This is a genomic window from Caulobacter sp. 602-1, assembly GCF_003931565.1.
GTDB lineage: Bacteria > Pseudomonadota > Alphaproteobacteria > Caulobacterales > Caulobacteraceae > Caulobacter.
The window spans coordinates 726,217-745,570 of sequence record NZ_RRYI01000003.1; the positions used below are offsets into that span (position 1 = coordinate 726,217).

Genomic DNA, 19,354 nt, shown 5'->3' on the forward strand with positions numbered 1-19,354 from the left:
GAGCAGACAACGCTCACGCCTCCCGACCTCACGGGCAAGAACAGCCTGGCGGAGCGGTCAGCGAGCCGAAACAAAAACAAACCCTACGGTCTCCGGGTTCGCCCGGCCGCTCCGTCGCCTCCCCACATGCCTTCAGCGGCCGCGCCGCGTGAAGCCGATCCCCCTTGCCCCCACCTGACCGCTGCGCGGTCGTCCGGGCGCGGAAGGCGATCCGCGATCCTTCTTTCCCCTTCGGGGGAGGAGCGCGTCAGCGCGGAGGGGGCAAGTACGCCGCCGCATTGACTCCCCCGCCGTCCCTCGTATTTTCCGCGCGTTCGCGTGACTGGCGTTGAAGGTGGGAAACCACCGGGGAGCGCGAACCTCATAAGCCGCGCGCCTGGGCTCCAGATCTGCAACACACCAGAGGAGTCCGCCGTGCCCGCAGCGCCCGATTATCCGTCCGCCCCCGATCTCGTCGCCCCCAAGCGCGCCCTGCTGTCGGTCTCCGACAAGACCGGCCTGGTCGAGGCCGCCCAGGTCCTGCACGCCGCCGGCGTCGAGCTGGTCTCGACCGGCGGCACCAAGGCCGCGATCGCCGCGGCCGGGATCCCCGTCAAGGACGTCTCGGACCTGACGGGCTTCCCCGAGATGATGGACGGTCGGGTCAAGACCCTGCACCCGGTGGTGCACGGCGGCCTGCTGGGCGTGCGCGACGCGGCCGAGCACGCCAAGGCGATGGCCGATCACGGCATCGGCGGCATCGATATCCTCTATGTGAACCTCTATCCGTTCGAGGCCACGGTCGCGAAGGGCGGCAGCTACGCCGAGTGCGTCGAGAACATCGACATCGGCGGCCCGGCCATGATCCGCTCGGCGGCCAAGAACCACGGCTATGTCGCCGTCTGCACCGACCCGGCGGATCTCTCCGAAGTGCTGGAGGCCCTGAAGGCCGGCGGGACGACGCTTGAGCTGCGCCAGCGGCTGGCGGCCCGCGCCTATGCCCGCACGGCGGCCTATGACGCGGCGATCTCGGCCTGGTTCGCGGAAGCGCTGGGCCAGGACTTCCCGGCCCGCAAGGCCATCGCCGGCGAACTTCGCCAGACCATGCGCTATGGCGAGAACCCGCACCAGAAGGCGGCCTTCTACACCTTCCCGAACCCGCGTCCGGGCGTGGCCACGGCCCGCCAGCTGCAGGGCAAGGAGCTCAGCTACAACAACATCAACGACACCGACGCGGCCTTCGAGCTGATCGCCGAGTTCGACCCGGCGGCCGGTCCGGCCGTGGCGATCATCAAGCACGCCAATCCGTGCGGCGTGGCGGTCGGCGGCAGCCAGCGCGAGGCCTATGAGCGGGCCCTGGCCTGCGACCCGACCTCGGCCTTCGGCGGCATCGTGGCGGTGAACTCGCGCCTGACCCGCGAGGCGGCCGAGGCCATGGTCGAGATCTTCACCGAGGTGGTCATTGCTCCCGAGGCCGACGACGACGCCGTCGCCGTCTTCGCGGCCAAGAAGAACCTGCGCCTGCTGGTGACCGGCGGCCTGCCCGACCCGCTGTCGACCGGCGACACGTTCAAGAGCGTGGCCGGCGGCTTCCTGGTGCAGTCCCGCGACGACGCGCGCATCAAGGCCTCGGACCTGAAGATCGTGACCCAGCGCCAGCCGACCGAGGACGAGATCCGCGACATGCTGTTCGCCTTCACGGTGGGCAAGCACGTCAAGTCCAACGCCATCGTCTACGCCCGCGCCGGCCAGACCCTGGGCGTCGGGGCCGGCCAGATGAACCGCAAGGACTCGGCCCGGATCGCGGCGCTGCGAGCCGCCGATTTCGGCCTGGACCTCCGTGGGTGCGCCTGCGCCTCGGAGGCCTTCTTCCCGTTCGCCGACGGCCTGATCCAGGCGGCGGAAGCCGGGGCGACGGCGATCATCCAGCCGGGCGGCTCGATGCGCGATGGCGAAGTGATCGAGGCGGCCAACAAGCTTGGCCTCACTATGGCCTTCACCGGCGTGCGAGTGTTCCGGCACTAACGACGGATGAGGCTTTGATGGACAGCGCCGCCTGGGGCGAGAAGGTCGCCAAGCACTCGCGGGTGTTCAAGCCCGCCGGTCCGGGACCGTTTCCGGTGGCGCTGATCCTGCACGGCTGCGGCGGCAAGACGCCGTTCCTCGAGACCTACGCCCGGGCCGCCGTGGCGGCGGGCTGGGCGGCGGTCGTGGTCGACAGCCTGAAGCCGCGCGGCATGTCCTCGCTGGACGCCAAGCTGTTCGTCTGCACCGGCGTGGCGCTGCGCGGCATCACCCGCGCGGCCGACATCTTCGCCATGCTGGCCTGGCTGGAGACGCAGAGCTGGGCCGATCCGGCGCACGTCTTCCTGGCCGGCTGGAGCCATGGCGGCTGGACGATCATGGACAGCTACGCGATCGGCGACAATGCGGCGCGGGCGACGAAACTGGCGGACGCCGATCCGGCCCGGCTGCGCCAGCGGGTGCGCGGGGCGCTGCTGGTCTATCCTTACGCCGGCTATCCCTCCCTGACCTCGCGGCACGGCTGGGGCGAGGGCGCGCCGCCGGTCTGGTCGGTGCTGGCCGGCAAGGACGCCGTGGTCGGCTGGAAGCTGCCGGCCCGGGCGCTGGACCGCCTGGCCCAGGACGGTCTCAGCGTGGATCGCGTGATGTTCGACGACGCCACCCACGCCTTCGACGACGACAAGGCCAACGATCCCCGGGCCCGCTACCGGCCCGACCTCTTTCAGGAGATGCAGACCTATTTCGCCAGAGCGCTGACGGCCTGCGGCTGAGCCCGACGCAGGCGGGTCGGACCGCGATAGAGGCGCCGCCAGACCCACTCCAGCGGCCCCATCTCGAACCGGTCCATCCACCAGCGCGACCACAGGATCTGGACGGTCCAGGTCGCCACGGTCAGGGCCGCCAACAGGGGCCGGTCGACCTTGCCGTGCAAAGCCAGGCCCCGGCCGCCGTAGAAGATGGAGGTCATGATCAGCGACTGGGCCAGATAGTTGGTGAACGCCATCTGCCCGACCGGCGCCAGCGCCTTGGGGATGGCGCTCCAGACGCCGTTGGACCGGGCGGCGAACACCATCAGGCCGACATAGGCCAGGGTCGTCAGCGGCGCGGTCATCCACTGCACGGCCTGGAAGATCATCGACAGCGGCCTCGGCAGGCCGAGCGCGATCTGGGCGACCACCATGCCGCCGACCGCCGCCGAGGCGGCCAGGCCGACGGCGACCAGGGTCGCATAGGTCCGCTTGCTCGCCTCCCCGGTCAGCACGCCCAGCTTGAAGCAGCCCAGGCCGATCATCATCAGGGCCGAGGTCATGACGAAGATGAACGGCTCGCCCGACAGGTAGCCCAGCCGGTCCTTGGCGTTCTGGATCAGCGACTGCAGGAAGGTCCCGCCGTACTGGACCTCGGCGGCCTTCGACTTGGCGACAGCCTTGGCGGTCTCCAGCGTGGCCTGGGCGGGATCGTGCTGCATGACGATGGCGGCGGTCATGCCGGCCACCATCAGCAGCGAGAAGACGACCCAGATGGTGACCCCGGTGCGGATCAGCTTCCGGGGCGCCCAGGACCGGGCCAGCATCACCGCGAAGCCGGCCAGGGCGTAGCTCAGCAGCACGTCGCCGAACCAGATCGCGAAGCCGTGCAGAAGGCCGAAGACGACCATCCAGGCCAGGCGCTTCCTCAGGATCGCGCCGCGCTCGAGGTCCGACCGCTCGCCGCCGACGAGGAAGATCGACACGCCGAACAGCATGGCGAACAAGGTGACGAACTTGCGCTGGAACAGCCACTGGGTCACGGCCCAGACGCCCAGCGTGGCCGGCCCCGTCCCGTGCGGCCAGTTGACCACCGACTCCGACAGCGGCGGAGCCACGGCGAAGTCCGGCATGTTGCACAGCAGGATGCCCAGAACGCCGAGGCCTCTCAGCGAGTCGAGCAGAACGATGCGATCCTTGGTCATGAGCTCCCCCTCGGGCAGGAGCGTGCCGTGTTCCGCGTCAGCCGACAACCGGGGCGCGTCTGGGGGCGCTGGCGAGAACGACGGCGCCCAGCGCCATGAACCCCGCCGAGACCACGACGGCGATCCGCTGGTCGCCGGCCAAGCGGGTGCCGACGGCGATGACCAGCGGGGCCAGGAACGCCGTGGCCTTGCCCGAAAGCGCATAGAGCCCGAACCACCGCCCGGTCTCGCCGGACGGAGCCAGCTCGGCCATCCAGGCGCGGAGGCTGGACTGCGCGGGGCCGAAGGTGAGGCCGACGAACAGGCTGAAGAACAGGAACATCCGCTCTGGCGCGCTGGAGAACAGAGCCTCATCGGCCTGGGCCGGCGTGACCGGAAAGAGGAAGAAGATCGTCTCCCGGCCGACCATCCCCACGCCCGTGGCGCCGAACAGGATCACGCCAGTGGCGATCAGCACGGTGGCCTTGGACCCGATCTTCTGGTCGACCCGCCCGCCGATGAAGGTGCCGACGCCGGCCGCGACCGACAGCATGATCGCGTAGAGCCCCAGCTGCGTCGTCGTCCACCCGAACAGGCCCGCCGCCAGCACTCCGCCGAAGGCGATGAAGCTGGAGATGCCGTCGCCCAGCAGCATGCGGCCGATCAGGAACTTCAGCATGTGCGGCCGGCGGGGCAGGCCGCGGATCGTCGCCCACAGCTCGGCCAGAGGCTTCTCGCCAGCGCCTTCCGACGGCTTGGGCGCGGTCAGCATCAGGGGCCAGGCGAAGGCCAGGAACCATACGGCCACCAGCGGTCCGACGATGCGATCCGGCTCATGCAGGGCCTTCGACAAGCCCAGCATCGGGACCTTGGGCAGGGAGAAGCAGAGGAGCACGATGAACAGCGTGATCAGCGCCCCGACATAGGCCATGGCCCAGGCGGTGCCGGACAGCCGTCCGATCTGGCCTGGCTTGGCCACCACCGGCAGCAGGGCGTTCATCACCGTCACGCCCAGTTCGGCCGCGACGCCGGCGATGACCAGGCAGGCCAGGATCAGCGGGACGCGGGCCGTCTCGCCGGGCGCGGCCCACCACAGGGCGGCGCTGGCGATCACGAACGGAAAGGCCAGCCCCACCAGCCAGGCGCGCGGATTGCGGCGGGCGTCCAGCGTCGCCCCGAGCAGAGGGCTCAGGATGGCGATGGCCAGGCCCGACACCACCCCGGCATAGCCCAGCAGGCTCTGCCCCCGGACGGCGTCGCCGACGAAGCCGGACGCGAAATAGGGCGTGAAGATGAAGGTCGCGATCAGCGCCCAATAGGGTTGCTGCGCCCACTCATAGAGGGTCCAGGCCAAACGCCGACGATCGCCCTGATCCATTCGGAGTCCCTTCTCCACCCCTCCCTCGTAAGGGAGAGGCGGAGGATGAGCCAGCGCTTAAGCGGCGGTCGAGAGTTCGCGCAGGGCGGCGTTGGCGATGGTCAGCTTGGCGAAGGTCCAGCCGCCGCCGGCCTGCTCGATGTCCTCGATCGTACGCTTGACCGCGCGGGGACGATCGCCGCGTAGGGCGGCCCAGGACGCGATGGCGGACTTGGCCGCGCTCTCGTCCTCGCCGGCCTGGGCGTTGGCGGCGAACTTCAGCACCGATTGAGTGATCGAGGTCTGCTCGGTCAGCATGTCCTCGATCAGGCGACGGACCGCCAGGCGCTCGAAGGCGTCCCCGCCCACGAAGGCGCCGGCCGCGCCGCGCAGGCGGTCGAAACCGAAGGCCGCGCCCACCTGATGGTACAGACGGGCGACATTCTCGACGCTCCAGCTGGAGGCGTTGGCCAGGTCGACGAGATCGGCGGCCGTGGTCAAGGGCTGCAGGGCCGCGACGGACTGGGCCAGGGCTTCGGGCGCGCCGTCGGCGATATAGGCCTTCACCCGCTTGGCGACGGTCTTCTGCTCGAACGGCGACAGGATCGCCGGCGCCATGCCGGTCAGGGCCTTCACCGCTGGGCCGTAGGCCTCGACCAGTTGCTGCACGGTCGCCTTGTCGCGGACCGCGCGGCGAGCCAGCCAGAAGCTGAGGCTGCGCAGGGCGTAGGCCAGGGCCTTGTAGAGCGCCGTCTGGCCGTTGGCCGAGGCCTTGTTGTCCAGCGCGTTGACCTGGTCCCACAGGCCGTCGATCCCGAGGATCTCGCGCGCGGCCGTGAAGCCCACGACCACCGCGCCGACATCGGCGACGGCGGCGGCCTTCAGGCGGCTGGCGAAGGTCGGGCCGCACATGTTGACCATCTGGTTGCCGACCACCGTGGCGATGATCTCCCGCTTCAGGCGGTGCTTCTGCATGGCGTCGGCGTACCGATCGAGCGCCTTGGGGAAGTAGCTTCGCAGGGTGGCCTCGAACCACGGATCGTCCGGAGCCGGGCTGGCGACGATGTCGTCGAACAGGTCCAGCTTGCCATAAGCCAGCAGCACCGCCAGCTCCGGCCGGGTCAGGCCCTTGCCGGCGGCCTTGCGTTCCAGCAGCGCCGTATTGGTCGGCAGACCCTCGACCTTGCGATCCAGGCGTCCGCGCTGTTCGAGGTCGACCATGTAGCGGATCTGGGCGTCGACTTCGGAGACCGCGTCGCTTTCGAGCAGCGTCAGCGCCAGGGTCTGGTCGTAATTGTGCTCCAGCACATGGTGGCCGACATCGTCGGTCATCGAGGCCAGCAGCGTGTTGCGGCTTTCGCGGGTCAGTTCGCCGCCGCGCTCCAGGATCCCGGTCAGGATCTTGATATTGACCTCGTGGTCGGAGCTGTCGACACCCGCCGAGTTGTCGATGGCGTCGGTGTTGATGTGGCCGCCGCTCTGCGCGAACTCGATCCGACCGGCCTGGGTGAGGCCGAGGTTGGCGCCCTCGCCGACCACTTTCACGCGCAGATCCGAACCGTTGATGCGGATGGCGTCGTTGGCCTTGTCGCCGGCGTCGGCGTTGCTCTCGCCCTTGGCCTTCACATAGGTGCCGATGCCGCCGAGATAGAGCAGCTCGGCCTTCGACTTCAGGATCGCGGTCATCAGCTCGGCCGGCGAGACGGCCTCGGCCTTGATCTCGAACAGCTCGCGCACCTCCTTCGACAGCGGGATGCTCTTCAGGCCGCGGGCGAACACGCCGCCGCCGGCCGAGATCTTCGACTTGTCGTAGTCATCCCACGACGAGCGCGGCAGCTTGAACATCCGCTCGCGCTCGGCCCAGGAGACGGCGGGATCCGGGTTCGGGTCGAGGAAGATGTGGCGGTGGTCGAAGGCGGCCAGCAGCTTGGTCTGCTTGGACAGCAGCATGCCGTTGCCGAACACGTCGCCCGACATGTCGCCCACGCCGACCACGGTGAAGGGCTCGGTCTGGATGTCCTTGCCCAGCTCGCGGAAGTGGCGCTTGACCGCTTCCCAGGCGCCGCGGGCGGTGATGCCCATGACCTTGTGGTCATAGCCGACCGAACCGCCGGACGCGAAGGCGTCGCCCAGCCAGAAGCCGTAGCTCTCGGCCACGCCGTTGGCGATGTCGGAGAAAGTGGCCGTGCCCTTGTCGGCGGCGACGACCAAGTAAGGGTCGTGGCCGTCATGCACGACCACCGAGGGCGGCGGCACGACCTGGTTGTCGGCGTCGATGTTGTCGGTCAGGTCCAGCAAGCCCGACAGGAAGGTCTTGTAGGCGCGGATCGCCTCGGCCTGGATCGCGTCGCGATCGCCGCCGCGCGGCAGGTGCTTCGGATAGAAGCCGCCCTTCGAACCGACCGGCACGATGACCGCGTTCTTGACCTGCTGAGCCTTCACCAAGCCGAGCACCTCGGTGCGGAAGTCGTCGCGGCGATCCGACCAGCGCAGACCGCCGCGGGCGACGGGACCAAAGCGCAGGTGAACGCCCTCGACATGCGGGGCCGAAACGTAGATCTCGCGATAGGGCTTGGGGGCCGGCAGGTCTTCCAGCTCGCGCGAGGCGATCTTGAAGCTGATATAGGGCTTGGGGCTTCCGTCGGCGGCCGGCTGATAGAAGTTGGTGCGCTGGATGGCGCCGACCAGGGCGGCCAGACGGCGCAGCACACGGTCGGCGTCGAGGCTTTCGACGGCCTGCAGGGCCTCGGTGATCTTGCCCTCGACCGCCTTGGCCTGCTCTTCGCGGGTCTTGAGATCAGCGCGAACGGCCGGATCAAACTTGGTCTGGAAGAGATCCAGGATCAGGCGCGCGACGCCCGGATGATCCGCCAGGGCCCGCTCCTGCACGCCCTGGCTGGGATCCAGGCCCGACTGCTGGCGATAGCGGGCGAGCGCGCGGATCAGGGCCGCCTCGCGCCAGCCGATGCCGAGTTCCAGCACCAGACGGTTGAAGCCGTCGCTCTCGGCGCGACCCGTCCAGATGGCGACGAAGGCGGCCTCGAAGGCCTGCTTGATGTCGCCGAAGACCAGATGCTCGCCGGCCTCGTCTCGCAGGACAAATTCATGGACCCAGACCGGCTTGCCGTCCGGCGAGACCTTGAAGCCGTCCTCGATCAAGGCCTTGAGGCCCATGTGCTCCAGGATCGGCAGCACGTCGGCCAGCGGGGCGGCGGCGCCCGGGCGATAGAGCTTGAAGCGGAACGTCACCGCGCTGTCGCCGTCGCGACGGAAGGCGCGGACCCGGACGGCCTCGTCCTCGGCCAGATCGTCGATCACCTGGATGTCCGCCAAGGCCTCGCCGGCGTCATACTGGTCGCGATAGCCGGGCGGGAAGGCGCCGGCATAGCGGGCCAGCAGGTGGGCGACGCGTCCCGTGGAGCCCTCGCGAACGGCGGCCTCGAAGCGGTCGTCCCAGGTGCGGGCGGTCTCGGCGATGGCGGCCTCCACGGCGGCCATGTCCGGCTCGGCGTGATCGCCTGGCGTCACGCCCAGAATGTAGTGAACGCGAGCCAGCGGAGCGTCGGAGAAGCTCGGATAATAGGCCGACACCCGGCCCCGGAACGCCTCGGCCAGGATTTGGCCGGCCCGGGCGCGGACGCCGGAGTCGTAACGATCGCGCGGCACGAACATCAGGACGGAGATGAAGCGGTCGAAGGGATCGCGGCGGGCGAACAGCTTGACGCGGGGACGGTCATAAAGGTGCAGCACGCCCATGGCCGTGGCCAGCAACTGGGCCTCGTCGGTCTGGAACAGCTCATCGCGCGGCCAGGTCTCGAGGATGTTGCGCAGGCGCTTTCCGTTGTGGCTCTCGGGATCCTTTCCGGCGCGCTCCAGGATGTGGCCGACCTTGCGACGGATCAGCGGCACCTCGTGGGCGGGCGTCTCATAGGCCTCGGCGGTGAACAGGCCCACGAAGCGGACCTCGCCCGAGGCCTTGCCATCGGCGCCGTAGCGGCGGACGCCGACATAGTCGGTGTAGCCGCGGCGGTGGACGCGCGAGCGAAGGTTCGACTTGGCCACCACGATCGGGTCGCCGATGTCGATATGGCTGCGGATCTGGGCCGACAGAATGGCCGGCTCGCTGCTCCGGCGCAGGACCGTGCGAGCCTGATCGCGCAGGACGCCCAGGCTGCCTTCCGGCTGATAGAGGGGCTCCTCGGCCGCGTAACCGCCATCGGCGGTGCGGGGATATTCATAGAGACGGGCGCCGAGGAACACGAAGTGATCGCGCTCCAGCCAATCGAGGAAGGCCAGGTCCTCGGCCTTTTCGTCCGCAGAGACCGGCGCCTTGGCGGCCTTGAGCTCGTCGATCGTGCGGCGCATCAGCCCGCGCATGGCTTCGAAATCCTGCACGGCCAGCTGGACGTCGGAGAGCGCTTCGCGAACGCTTTGCAGCAGGGCCGCTTCTCGGTCCTCGCCGACCGGGGCTAGCCAGATCTGAATCATCGAGCGGCGGACGCCGCCGCAGTCGGCGACGGGGTGGAACATGGCGCGGACCGAGAAGCCGGCCTCGGTCACCTCGCCCATGATGCTGTCGACCAGGAACGGTCGGTCGGCCTGCACGATCTCGAGCAGATCGGACGGGGGCTCTCCACCCTCGGTGCGGCGCAGGCGGATGACGGGTTCGGAGACGTCCTTGGCGCTTTCGCCGAAACGCCAGAAATCGGCAAGGGCGCGGGCCACATCGGCGACGTCCAGACCGGGCAGCTCCTCGGCCGACCAGTCATCCTGAGCCTGGGTGACGAAGCCGCGCGCGGCGGGTGACAAGGCCTGGGTCGACTGGCCCAGGGCCTGAGCGAAGGCGCTTACCAGCGGACCGATCGGAGCCTCAGCGGACATGAGGTCATTTCTTTCACCGATCATAGGATTCCCTCGCGAATTTTTGGTCGGAACCTAGCCCTTCCGGGCGTTACTTCAACCGCTACGTCTGAAATTGAAAATAATTCCTGTGTTTTCAGCCGAGCGCGGCTGAAAACGGAAGCGCCGCCGGCTGGGGGGAAGCCGGCGGCGCGGGCCCGCTCCGGGGGGAGAGACGGGCGTTTTCCGCTTCGGTCGCGGCGGCCTTGCCAGCCGGAACCTGCGGGGCGTCCGGGTGGGGGGAGCCGGACAAGGCATAGATAGGAACCAGCCCATTCATTTTAAGGGGCGCATTCATTTCTTTCGTGCTGACCACGACCCCGTGTCGGGCGCCGGCCCGTGACCCTGCCCCGACAGCGTTCGCTCGCCCTGCGGGTCGCCGTCCTCGGATAGCAGGATGGCGATCCATCGCGAGCCCTCGAACTGGGCCAGAATCACCATGGCCGCCACGGTCAGGGGCGTGGAGAGGAACATGCCCGGCACGCCCCACAGCGCGCCCCAGACCGCCAGCGAGAGCAGGATCACTGTCGGATCCATGTTCAGGCTGTCGCCCTGCATGCGTGGATAGATGACGTTGCCGACCACGAAGAAGATTCCCTGCAGAGCCGCGAACAGGATGATCGCCGGCCACAGGGTGTCGGGGAACTGGACCAGCGCGAACAAGGGCGGCAAGAAGCAGCCGATCGCCCCGCCCAGGATCGGGATGTAGGCGGCCAGGAAGATCAGGAACGCCCAGAAGAAGGCGTTGTCCAAGCGGACCAGCATCATCACCACCCAGGCGGCGGCGGCGATCATCAGGCCCGTGACGGTCTGGATCCAGAGATACTGCTCCACCCCGTCGCGAATGCGCTGGAACATGGTCATGTTCGACTCGCGCTCGGCATGGTGCGGGAACAGGGCGACGATCTTTCGGCTGAAGCCCCGGCGCGAGGCGAGGATGAAGCCGAGATAGATCAGCACCAGCACGGCGCTGGTGCCGAAATTCTTGAACGATTGGGCCACATCGCCGATGTAGCTCTGCAGGTTCAAAAGCTTGGCCAGGTCGGTGATGGTGGGAACGCCATGCAACTGCAGGCCTGGAAACAGCCTGCCGGCCAACGGCGTGAACTTGGCGATGATCGCGTTCAGGCTGGCGACATACTCCGACGAGTGGTCGAAGAACGTCTTGCTGTTCACCACGACGATCCAGATAGAGACCCCGAACAACGCCAGGGACAGCACCACCGCGGTCGGCAGAGCCAGCTTGCGCGGGAAGCCCGGCGTGCGCAGGGTCAGCACGCGAGCGAAGCTGTCGATCATCACCGCCAGGAACACGGCCAGGGCCAGGGGAGTCAGGATGTCCTGCATCCACTTCAGCGTCGCGCCGCCGGCGATGACAGCCAGGAAGACCACCGCATTGCGCGTCGTGACCGGCGGCGGAGCGCGGGGCGGGTCAGTGGCCGTCATTTGTAAAATATCTCCAGAGGCGAGCCCGACATTGACCGCGCCGATTGGCGCGGCGCAAGGCCCCGGTTAGGGTCAACGCGTTCGAAGGAGTTTGGTTATGCCGCTGTCGATTGGCGAAAATGAGATCCTGGTCGGTTTGGGCGAAGGTCCGGTGACGCAGCGGCTCGATCGCTCCAACCGCCACGGCGTGGTGGCCGGGGCGACAGGCACCGGCAAGACCGTGACCCTGCAGGTTCTGGCGCAGGCCTTTTCCGACGCCGGCGTGCCCGTCTTCGCCGCCGACGTGAAGGGCGACCTCTCCGGCGTGGCCATGCCCGGAACGCCGAACGAGAAGATGCAGGCCCGCGCCGACCAGATGGGCCTGGTGCTCTCGCCGGCCGCGCCGCCGGTCATGTTCTGGGACCTTTTCGGCCAGAAGGGCCACCCGATTCGCACGACCATCTCGGAGATGGGGCCGCTGTTGCTTTCGCGTCTCCTGGAACTGAACGACGTGCAGGAAGGCGTGCTGACCATCGTCTTCCACGTCGCCGACCAGGACGGCCTGCTGCTGCTGGACCTTAAGGACCTGCAGGCTGCGCTGAAATATGTCGCCGACCATGCCGACGAGATCGGCACGCAGTACGGCAATGTTTCAGACGCCACGGTGGGCGCGATTCAGCGCAAACTGCTGACCTTGCAGACGCAAGGCGCCGAGCACTTCTTCGGCGAGCCGGCCCTCGATCTCTCCGACATCATGCGCACCGACGCGGCTGGCCGCGGTTACGTCAACCTGCTGGCCGCCGACCGCCTGATCCAGTCGCCCAAGCTCTATTCGACCTTCCTGCTGTGGCTGCTGTCCGAACTGTTCGAGGTGCTGCCCGAGGTCGGCGATCCGGAAAAGCCCAAACTGGTGTTCTTCTTCGACGAAGCCCACCTCCTCTTCAACGATGCGCCCAAGCCGCTGCTTGAGAAGATCGAGCAGGTCGTGCGCCTGATTCGTTCCAAGGGCGTCGGGATCTACTTCGTCACCCAGAACCCGGCCGATATTCCCGACGCGGTATTGGGCCAGTTGGGCGCCCGCGTGCAGCACGCCCTGCGCGCCTATACCCCCGCCGACCAGAAGGGCCTGAAAGCCGCCGCCCAGTCGTTCCGGGTCAATCCGAACTTCGACACCGCCGAGACCATCCAGGCCTTGGGCGTCGGCGAGGCCCTGGTCTCGACCCTCGACGAGAAGGGCGCCCCGCGCGTCGTGCAGAAGACCCTGATCCGCCCGCCGGCCTCGCGCCTGGGGCCGCTGACGCCGCCGGAGCGCGCGGTCCTTCAGGCCCAAAGCCCCGTGGCCGGAGTCTACGACACCACCGAAGATCGAGACTCCGCCTACGAGATCCTGCAGGGCCGCGCCAAAAAGGCCCAACAGGACGCCGACGCCGCCCGCGAGCAGGCCGAAGAGGATAGGCGCGAGGCCGCCGAGGCCAAGGTCCGCGAGCGCGAGGAAGCGCGGCGCGAACGCGAGAGCCGCCCTCGCGCGTCGGGCCGCCAGACCATGACCGAGGCCTTCGCCGTCACCCTGGTCCGTACGGTGGCGTCCACCGCCGGACGTGAGCTGATCCGGGGCCTGCTGGGCGGCCTGGTCGGCGGATCGACTACTCGCCGGCGGCGCTAAGGCCTGTCCCGCGCCTACGAGGCGCTCGCGTCTTTTCCGGCGCGGGCGCGCGGGCGCCGAGCAGGGCCGAGGCGATATCGGCCAGCTGGTCGATCTGGAACGGCTTGCGCAGCACCGGCCATAGCAGGTCGGCGGGAGCCGCGCCCATGCGGTCCCCGGCATAGCCGGTGGTCAGCAGCACGGCCATGTCCGGCCGACCGACCGAGACCGATCGCGCCAGATCCACGCCGCTGACGCCGCCAGGCATAATCACGTCGGACATCAGAAGGTCGAACGCCACGCCCTCCGCCAGCGCCTCCAGCGCGGAGGCCCCGTTCTCGGCGGTGGCGACCTCGCAACCCAGATCGCGCAGCAGACCGCTGGCGATCTCGCGCACGGCCGCGTCATCCTCGACCAGCAACACCCGCACGCCCTTCAGGCGGTCGCGCGCCGGCGGCTGGACCGGAATCACGGCCGGCGTCGCGGCTTCGTCCGCCGCCGGCAGGTAGAGCGTGACGGTCGTGCCGCGGCCCTCGACGCTGTCGATGGCCACCCCGCCGCCACACTGCCGCAGGAAGCCGTAGACCTGGGCCAGGCCCAGACCCGTGCCCTTGCCGACCTCCTTGGTCGTGAAGAACGGCTCGAACACCCGGGCTAGAACCTCGGGCGGCATACCCGCGCCGGTGTCGCCGACCGCCACCCGGACGTAGTCGCCGGGGGCGGTGTCGGCGACCTCGTCCTCGGCCAGGGTCACAGGCGCGACGGCGATGCTGATCTCACCGCCGAACGCCGTGGCGTCGGCGGCGTTGACCACCAGGTTCAGCAGCGCCGCCTCGAACTGGGCCGCGTCGACCCGCGCGCCGGACGCGGCCGGATCACGGCGCAGCGTCAGAGTCACGCCTTCCCCCACCGCCCGACGGAGCAGCGGTTCGGCCTGATCGAGCAAGGCCCCGATCTCGACAACCTCGAGCTTCAGCTCCTGGTGCCGCGAGAAGGCGAGCAACTGTCGGGTCAAACGTTCGCCGCGTTGACCGGCCGCCAGGGCCGCCTCGGCCAGGCGGGTGACGCGCGGCGTGTCGTCGGGTCTGCGCAGGATCATGTCCAGGCCGCCGACGATCACGGTCAGCAGGTTGTTGAAGTCATGCGCCACCCCGCCGGTCAACCGGCCGACGGTTTCCAGCCGCTGGGCCTGGGCCAGAGCCGCCTGGGCGTGAGCGGTCTCGGCCATGCTGGCCTGCAAGGCCGCGGTGCGCTCGGCGACCCGATCCTCCAGGTCCTTGCGCGCCTCGACCGTCTCGGTGAAGTCGAAGCAACTGCCTATATAGCCGCGATAGACCCCGGCCTCATCGAAGCGTGGCGCGCCGACGCTGTTGATCCAGCGCCAGGCGCCGTCCGCGCGGCGCAGCCGGAAGACGACATTGAAAGGTTCCCGTCGACTGGCCGCGGCGTTGGCGATTTCGAACCCGGCTTGGCGATCGTCGGGATGCAGGCCCTCCAGCCAACCGGCGCCCAGTTCGGCCTCAAGGGAGCGTCCGCGAAAATCGAGCCAGGCCTGGTTGAACCAGTCCGCTCGACCGTTCTCAGCCGTCGCCCAGATCAGCACCGGCGCCGTATTGGCGACGCCTCGGAACAGCTCCTCGCTGCCGCGCAGGGCCGCCGCCGCGCGGCGCTCCTGGGTCACGTCGCGAAAGGTCACGGCCAGGTCGTCGCCCAGCCTCACGCCGCTGGAGCGGATCCAGCGCTCCTCGCCGTCGATGACCCGCCGCACGTCGATGTCGTCGGGGCCGCCGCTCTCCAGCAGGCGCGCCAGGCGATCGACCATGTCGCGGCCCGTCTCGTCGGAAAAGACATCCAAGGCCCGCCTGCCCAGCAAGGTCGAAGTCCCCTTCGGCCTCATGGTCTCGGCCATCGGATTGGCGTAGGTCCAGCGGAAGTCGATCACCCGTCCGGCCTCGCGGACCGGCTCAAGGATCACGAAGGCGTCCAGCGACACCTCCTGCGCCGAACGGAAGCGCGCCTCGGCCGCCAGGCCCGACCGCACGGCCAGGCGCAGAGCCTCGACGAGCACCACGATCAGCCCGCCGCACAGCAGGAACATGATCAATTGCGCCGTTTCGCGGGACGGCAGGGCCCACGCGCCGTCGGGGGTCATCCAGAACCGCCAAGCGGTCAGCGCGCAGACGATCAGGGCCAGAAACCCCGGCCCCAGCCCGCCGACCATCGCCGCGGCCATGACGGCGACGAAGAAGGTGGGGAAATAGATCGGAACGCCGAAGGCGGCGACGGCGACGAAGCGGGCGACGATGGCGACGCCCACCGCCAGCAGCGCGAAGCCATAGCGCAGTTCGCGCCGATCGGCCGCAGTTACGAACTTGATGGCGGTCCGTCCCAGCACGCGCTCGCCCCGATGTCGGCTCTACGGCCCCGCTTGGGACCGTCTAACGGCTCAAGGCATAGGAGGTTCCAGGCGCCGTGCAAAGCGCTCGACACCTGGCTGATCGCATCAGGCCGAGCGCTTGACCTCGCCCGGCGCCTGGCCCAGGTCGACGGGACCTTCAAGGCGGGCTGGCGCCGCGCCGGCCAGGGTCCAGGCCGACAGGGTGTCGATCGGGGCCGGGCGACCGATGGCGTAGCCCTGGAGCTCCGTGCAGTTCTCGCCCCGCAGGAAGACGATCTGCTCTTCGGTCTCGACACCCTCGGCGACGACCGGGATCTCCAGGCTGCGGCCCAGGCCCAGCACGGCGCGCACGATGACGGTGGCGCGGTCGTGACGATGGATATTCTCGACGAAGCTCTTGTCGATCTTGATCTTGTCGAACGGGAACGACTGCAGGGTCGACAGCGACGAGAAGCCGGTGCCGAAGTCGTCCATGGCGATCCGCACGCCCAGGGCCTTCAGCCGGCGCAGATTGTCCAGCGCGCGCTGATAGTCCTTGAAGAGCGCGCTCTCGGTGATCTCGAGTTCAAGGCGCGAGGGTGAAAGGCCCGTGGAGATAAGGACCTCGTGCACCAGGCTTGGCAGGGCCGGGTTGTGCAATTGGATCGGCGAGAGATTGACCGCGATGCGCAGCGGCTTCTCCCACGACGCGGCGTCGGCGCAGGCGCGACGCAAGACCCAGTCGCCCAGGGCGCCGATCAGGCCGTTCTCTTCGGCGACCGGAATGAATTCCAGCGGCGGGATCATGCCGCGCGTCGGGTGCTGCCAACGGACCAGGGCCTCGAAGCCGCAGACCTCGCCATCGCTGGCGCGGGCCAGGGGCTGGTAGTGGACCACCAGTTCGTCCTCGGCGATGCCCTGGCGCAGGTCGCGGGCCAGGTTGCGGCGCTCGCGGATCGTGTCGTCCATCTCGCGCTTAAAGAAGCGGTAGACGCCGCGGCCGCTTTCCTTGGCGCGGTACAGGGCCATGTCGGCGTTGGCCATCAAGGCTTCGGTCGTGCGGCCGTCGTCGGGATAGAGACTGACGCCCAGGCTGGAACCGAGCGCCAGCTCCTGGCCCTCATAGACCACGGGGGCCGACAGGAGTTCGAGCAGACTGCCCGAAAGTTCGGCGGCCGCGGTCGGCTGATCGCCGCCGGCCACCTGGACGATGATGAACTCGTCGCCGCCCAGACGCGCGGCGAAAGAAGGAGCCTGGACCGCCGACTGCAGGCGGCGGGCGGTCTCCACCAGGATGGCGTCGCCGGCCAGGTGACCGTGCTGGTCGTTGGCTTCCTTGAAGTGGTCCAGGTCAATGCAGATCACCGACAAGGTCTCGCCCGAGGCCTCGACGCGATCCAGCGCCGCGCCCAGTCGGACTTGCAACGAATTGCGGTTCGGCAGGCCGGTCAGGCCGTCATGCTCGGCCAGATAGCGGATCTTCTCCTCGGCGGCGCGACGCTCGCGCAAGTCGCGAACGGCCAGAACGGTCAGGCCCGAGGTCTCGATGCGGGCGCCATCGTCCATCAGGCGCGAGAACACCTCGACCGGGATTTCGCGACCGCCGGAGATCGGCTGGATCTTGCCTTCGCGGCGAACGCCCTCGCGGGTCGGACCGGCCTCGTCGAAGGTCAGGATCGATCCGACCAGCGAGCGGCCGACCAATTCCGGGAGGTCGGCGCCGACCAGTTCGCAAAAGGCGGCGTTGGCGTCGTTGATCTTGCCCGACTGAACCACGACCAGACCTTCATAGGCGGCGTTGGCCAGCCGGCGGATGCGCTCTAGGGCCGAACGCGAGGTCTGGGATTCGATGGCGACCGCGCCGAGGCCGCCCAGGATGATCATGGCCGTGATCGAGCCGACGGCCAGGGTCAGGATGCCGCCCGACAGCAGCTGGTCCGGCACCTGGATCGAGGCGTCGGGAATGATGGTGATCGCGGACATGCCGGTAAAATGCAGGGCGACGATGCCCAGGCACAGCAGGCCGCCGCCGATGGCCTGCTTCCTGACGGTGCGGGCCTGGCCGGCCAGCACCAAGGCGGCGGTCGCGCCGAAGACGCCGAGGATCGCCGACATGCCGACGGTGGCGTGTTCCCAGACCAGGTGGCCCTGGGTCACGAAGGCCGACATGCCGGTATAGTGCATGGCCGCCACGCCGAGGCCGATCAGGACGCCGCCGGCGAAGTCATTGGTGGTCGAGCGCTGGGCGGAGGCCACGGCGAAGCCGCTCGCCATGAACAGGGCGGCGATCATCAGCGATAGCAGGGTGCCCGTCGGGCTGTAGCCGGTCTTCAGGCCTGGCGTGAAGGCGACCATGGCGATGAAGTGGGTGGCCCAGACGCTGGAGCCGGCGACCAGGCCGGTCAGCAGCAGCCACGCGGCGCGCACGACGCCCCGGGCGCCGCGCATCCGCGAATAGAGGCGGAACGTGGTGAAGCAGCCAGCGATGCAGACGAGGCCGGCGACGAGCACCAGGCGCAGGTCGTGTTGCGTCGTCAGACAGGTCAGGAACTTGAGCACGCACGCCCCCCGCGGGTCACATCCCTCTAGAGCTACAGCGAGAGTTGCAAATAAAGCGTTTCATGCGCGTTCGCCGCGACATCCGGTCCGAAGGTCACGGCGATGAGGGTGAGATTTGCCCCGGCCCGATCAGGCCTTGGCGCGCGCCCGATGCCAGCGCCAGGCGCTGGACAGGATGGCGTCGAGATCGCGCGATGGGTTCCAGCCCAGTTGCGCACGGGCCTTGGCGTTGTCGCCGACCAGGATCGGGGCGTCGCCCGGACGACGCGGCGCCATCTGCACCGCCAGCGGTTTGCCGACCGCGCGCCCGACGCCGTCAACCAACTCGCGCACCGTCGTCCCCGTACCGGTGCCCAGGTTGTAGGCTTCCGACGATCCGCCGGCCAGAAGACGCTTGAGCGCCGAGACGTGGGCGTCGGCGAGGTCCAGCACGTGGACGTAGTCGCGCACCGCCGTGCCGTCGCGGGTGTCGTAGTCGTCGCCAAAGATCGTGAAGTGCGAGCGCTTGCCCAGCGCCACGTCGATCGCCAGCGGGATGGCGTGGGTCTCCGGCTCGTGCCACTCGCCGATGCGGCCCTCGGGGTCGGCGCCGGCGGCGTTGAAGTAGCGCATCACGGCGCTCTTGAAGCCAACATAGCGGTCGTAGTCGGCCAGGGCCTGCTCGACCATCAGCTTGCTGCGGCCATAGGGATTGAGCGGCGCCTGCGGGTGATTTTCCGGCATCGGCAGGGTCACCGGATCGCCGAAGGTGGCGCAGGTCGAGGAGAACACCAGGGCGTTCACCCCAGCCCGTCGCGCGGCTTCGACCAGGGTGATGGTCCCACCGACATTGTTATCAAAGAAAGCGCCGGGGTTCTTGACCGACTCCCCGACCTCGATGCGGGCGGCGAAGTGCAGGACGGCGACGGGCTTATGCTGGGCGAAGACCGTGTCCAGCCGGGCGGCGTCGCGTATATCGCCGACTTCCAGCGGCCCCCACTGGACGTGCTCGCGATGCCCGTTCGACAGATCGTCGAACACCACCGGCCGGAAACCCGCCGCGGCCAGCGCCAGGCAGCAGTGCGAGCCGACATATCCGGCGCCGCCGGCCACAAGTACGTTTTGCATCCAGATCTCCCGAGGCCGCTCCTCGCTATCGACTTTGCGCGACACAGGGAAGAC

The 19,354-nt window shown here is 68.7% G+C and carries 10 protein-coding genes and 1 riboswitch; of the genes, 3 read left to right on the forward strand and 7 right to left on the reverse strand.

Translation table 11 applies throughout. The features are described from left to right. Nucleotides 1-308: 308 nt before the first annotated feature. Nucleotides 309-389, forward strand: a riboswitch (ZMP/ZTP riboswitch). Nucleotides 390-414: 25 nt separating this feature from the next. Then, nucleotides 415-2,004 (forward strand): bifunctional phosphoribosylaminoimidazolecarboxamide formyltransferase/IMP cyclohydrolase, encoded by a 1,590-nt coding sequence (gene purH / locus EIK80_RS12280; protein ID WP_125157258.1) that lies wholly within the window; start codon nucleotides 415-417, stop codon nucleotides 2,002-2,004. A 17-nt stretch (nucleotides 2,005-2,021) separates the two neighbouring features. Continuing rightward, nucleotides 2,022-2,774, forward strand: coding sequence for a dienelactone hydrolase family protein (locus EIK80_RS12285; RefSeq protein WP_125157259.1), 753 nt, complete (start codon nucleotides 2,022-2,024; stop codon nucleotides 2,772-2,774). Here EIK80_RS12285 and EIK80_RS12290 read toward each other — a convergent pair. From EIK80_RS12290 to EIK80_RS12305, 4 genes are all read right to left on the reverse strand, one after another. Continuing rightward, the gene (locus EIK80_RS12290; protein ID WP_125157260.1) at nucleotides 2,741-3,955 is read right to left on the reverse strand and encodes a DUF418 domain-containing protein; all 1,215 of its coding nucleotides are present in this window, start codon (nucleotides 3,953-3,955) and stop codon (nucleotides 2,741-2,743) included. The genes EIK80_RS12285 and EIK80_RS12290 overlap by 34 nt on opposite strands. A gap of 37 nt (nucleotides 3,956-3,992) precedes the next feature. Next, complete coding sequence (locus tag EIK80_RS12295; RefSeq protein ID WP_125157261.1) at nucleotides 3,993-5,312, reverse strand: MFS transporter; 1,320 nt, start codon at nucleotides 5,310-5,312, stop codon at nucleotides 3,993-3,995. 57 nt (nucleotides 5,313-5,369) lie between these two features. Beyond that, the gene (locus EIK80_RS12300) at nucleotides 5,370-10,172 is read right to left on the reverse strand and encodes an NAD-glutamate dehydrogenase (protein WP_125157262.1); all 4,803 of its coding nucleotides are present in this window, start codon (nucleotides 10,170-10,172) and stop codon (nucleotides 5,370-5,372) included. A 312-nt stretch (nucleotides 10,173-10,484) separates the two neighbouring features. Next, nucleotides 10,485-11,636: an AI-2E family transporter gene (locus EIK80_RS12305; RefSeq protein ID WP_125157263.1), complete on the reverse strand. Its 1,152-nt coding sequence runs from the start codon at nucleotides 11,634-11,636 to the stop codon at nucleotides 10,485-10,487. A gap of 97 nt (nucleotides 11,637-11,733) precedes the next feature. Between EIK80_RS12305 and EIK80_RS12310 the strand changes: the two genes are divergently transcribed. Beyond that, the gene (locus EIK80_RS12310) at nucleotides 11,734-13,278 is read left to right on the forward strand and encodes a helicase HerA-like C-terminal domain-containing protein (protein ID WP_125157264.1); all 1,545 of its coding nucleotides are present in this window, start codon (nucleotides 11,734-11,736) and stop codon (nucleotides 13,276-13,278) included. On the opposite strand, the gene EIK80_RS12315 is transcribed toward EIK80_RS12310, so the two are convergent. The 3 genes from EIK80_RS12315 to galE form a co-directional block, all read right to left on the reverse strand. Further along, entirely contained in the window at nucleotides 13,259-15,652 is a 2,394-nt protein-coding gene (locus tag EIK80_RS12315; RefSeq protein ID WP_125157265.1) for an ATP-binding protein, read from the reverse strand. The genes EIK80_RS12310 and EIK80_RS12315 overlap by 20 nt on opposite strands. 108 nt (nucleotides 15,653-15,760) lie before the next feature. Next, nucleotides 15,761-18,193, reverse strand: a complete 2,433-nt coding sequence (locus EIK80_RS12320; RefSeq protein ID WP_233586573.1) for an EAL domain-containing protein — start codon at nucleotides 18,191-18,193, stop codon at nucleotides 15,761-15,763. Nucleotides 18,194-18,322: 129 nt separating this feature from the next. Then, nucleotides 18,323-19,300, reverse strand: coding sequence for a UDP-glucose 4-epimerase GalE (galE, locus tag EIK80_RS12325; RefSeq protein ID WP_125157266.1), 978 nt, complete (start codon nucleotides 19,298-19,300; stop codon nucleotides 18,323-18,325). Nucleotides 19,301-19,354 lie beyond the last annotated feature (54 nt).

Excerpts from the sequence above, each read along its gene's own strand:
- EIK80_RS12285 (WP_125157259.1), top strand. The coding sequence starts at position 2,022 with ATGGACAGCGCCGCCTGGGGCGAGAAGGTCGCCAAGCACTCGCGGGTG.
- EIK80_RS12290 (WP_125157260.1), bottom strand. The coding sequence starts at position 3,955 with ATGACCAAGGATCGCATCGTTCTGCTCGACTCGCTGAGAGGCCTCGGC.
- EIK80_RS12295 (WP_125157261.1), bottom strand. The coding sequence starts at position 5,312 with ATGGATCAGGGCGATCGTCGGCGTTTGGCCTGGACCCTCTATGAGTGG.
- EIK80_RS12300 (WP_125157262.1), bottom strand. The coding sequence starts at position 10,172 with ATGTCCGCTGAGGCTCCGATCGGTCCGCTGGTAAGCGCCTTCGCTCAG.
- EIK80_RS12305 (WP_125157263.1), bottom strand. The coding sequence starts at position 11,636 with ATGACGGCCACTGACCCGCCCCGCGCTCCGCCGCCGGTCACGACGCGC.
- EIK80_RS12310 (WP_125157264.1), top strand. The coding sequence starts at position 11,734 with ATGCCGCTGTCGATTGGCGAAAATGAGATCCTGGTCGGTTTGGGCGAA.
- galE (WP_125157266.1), bottom strand. The coding sequence starts at position 19,300 with ATGCAAAACGTACTTGTGGCCGGCGGCGCCGGATATGTCGGCTCGCAC.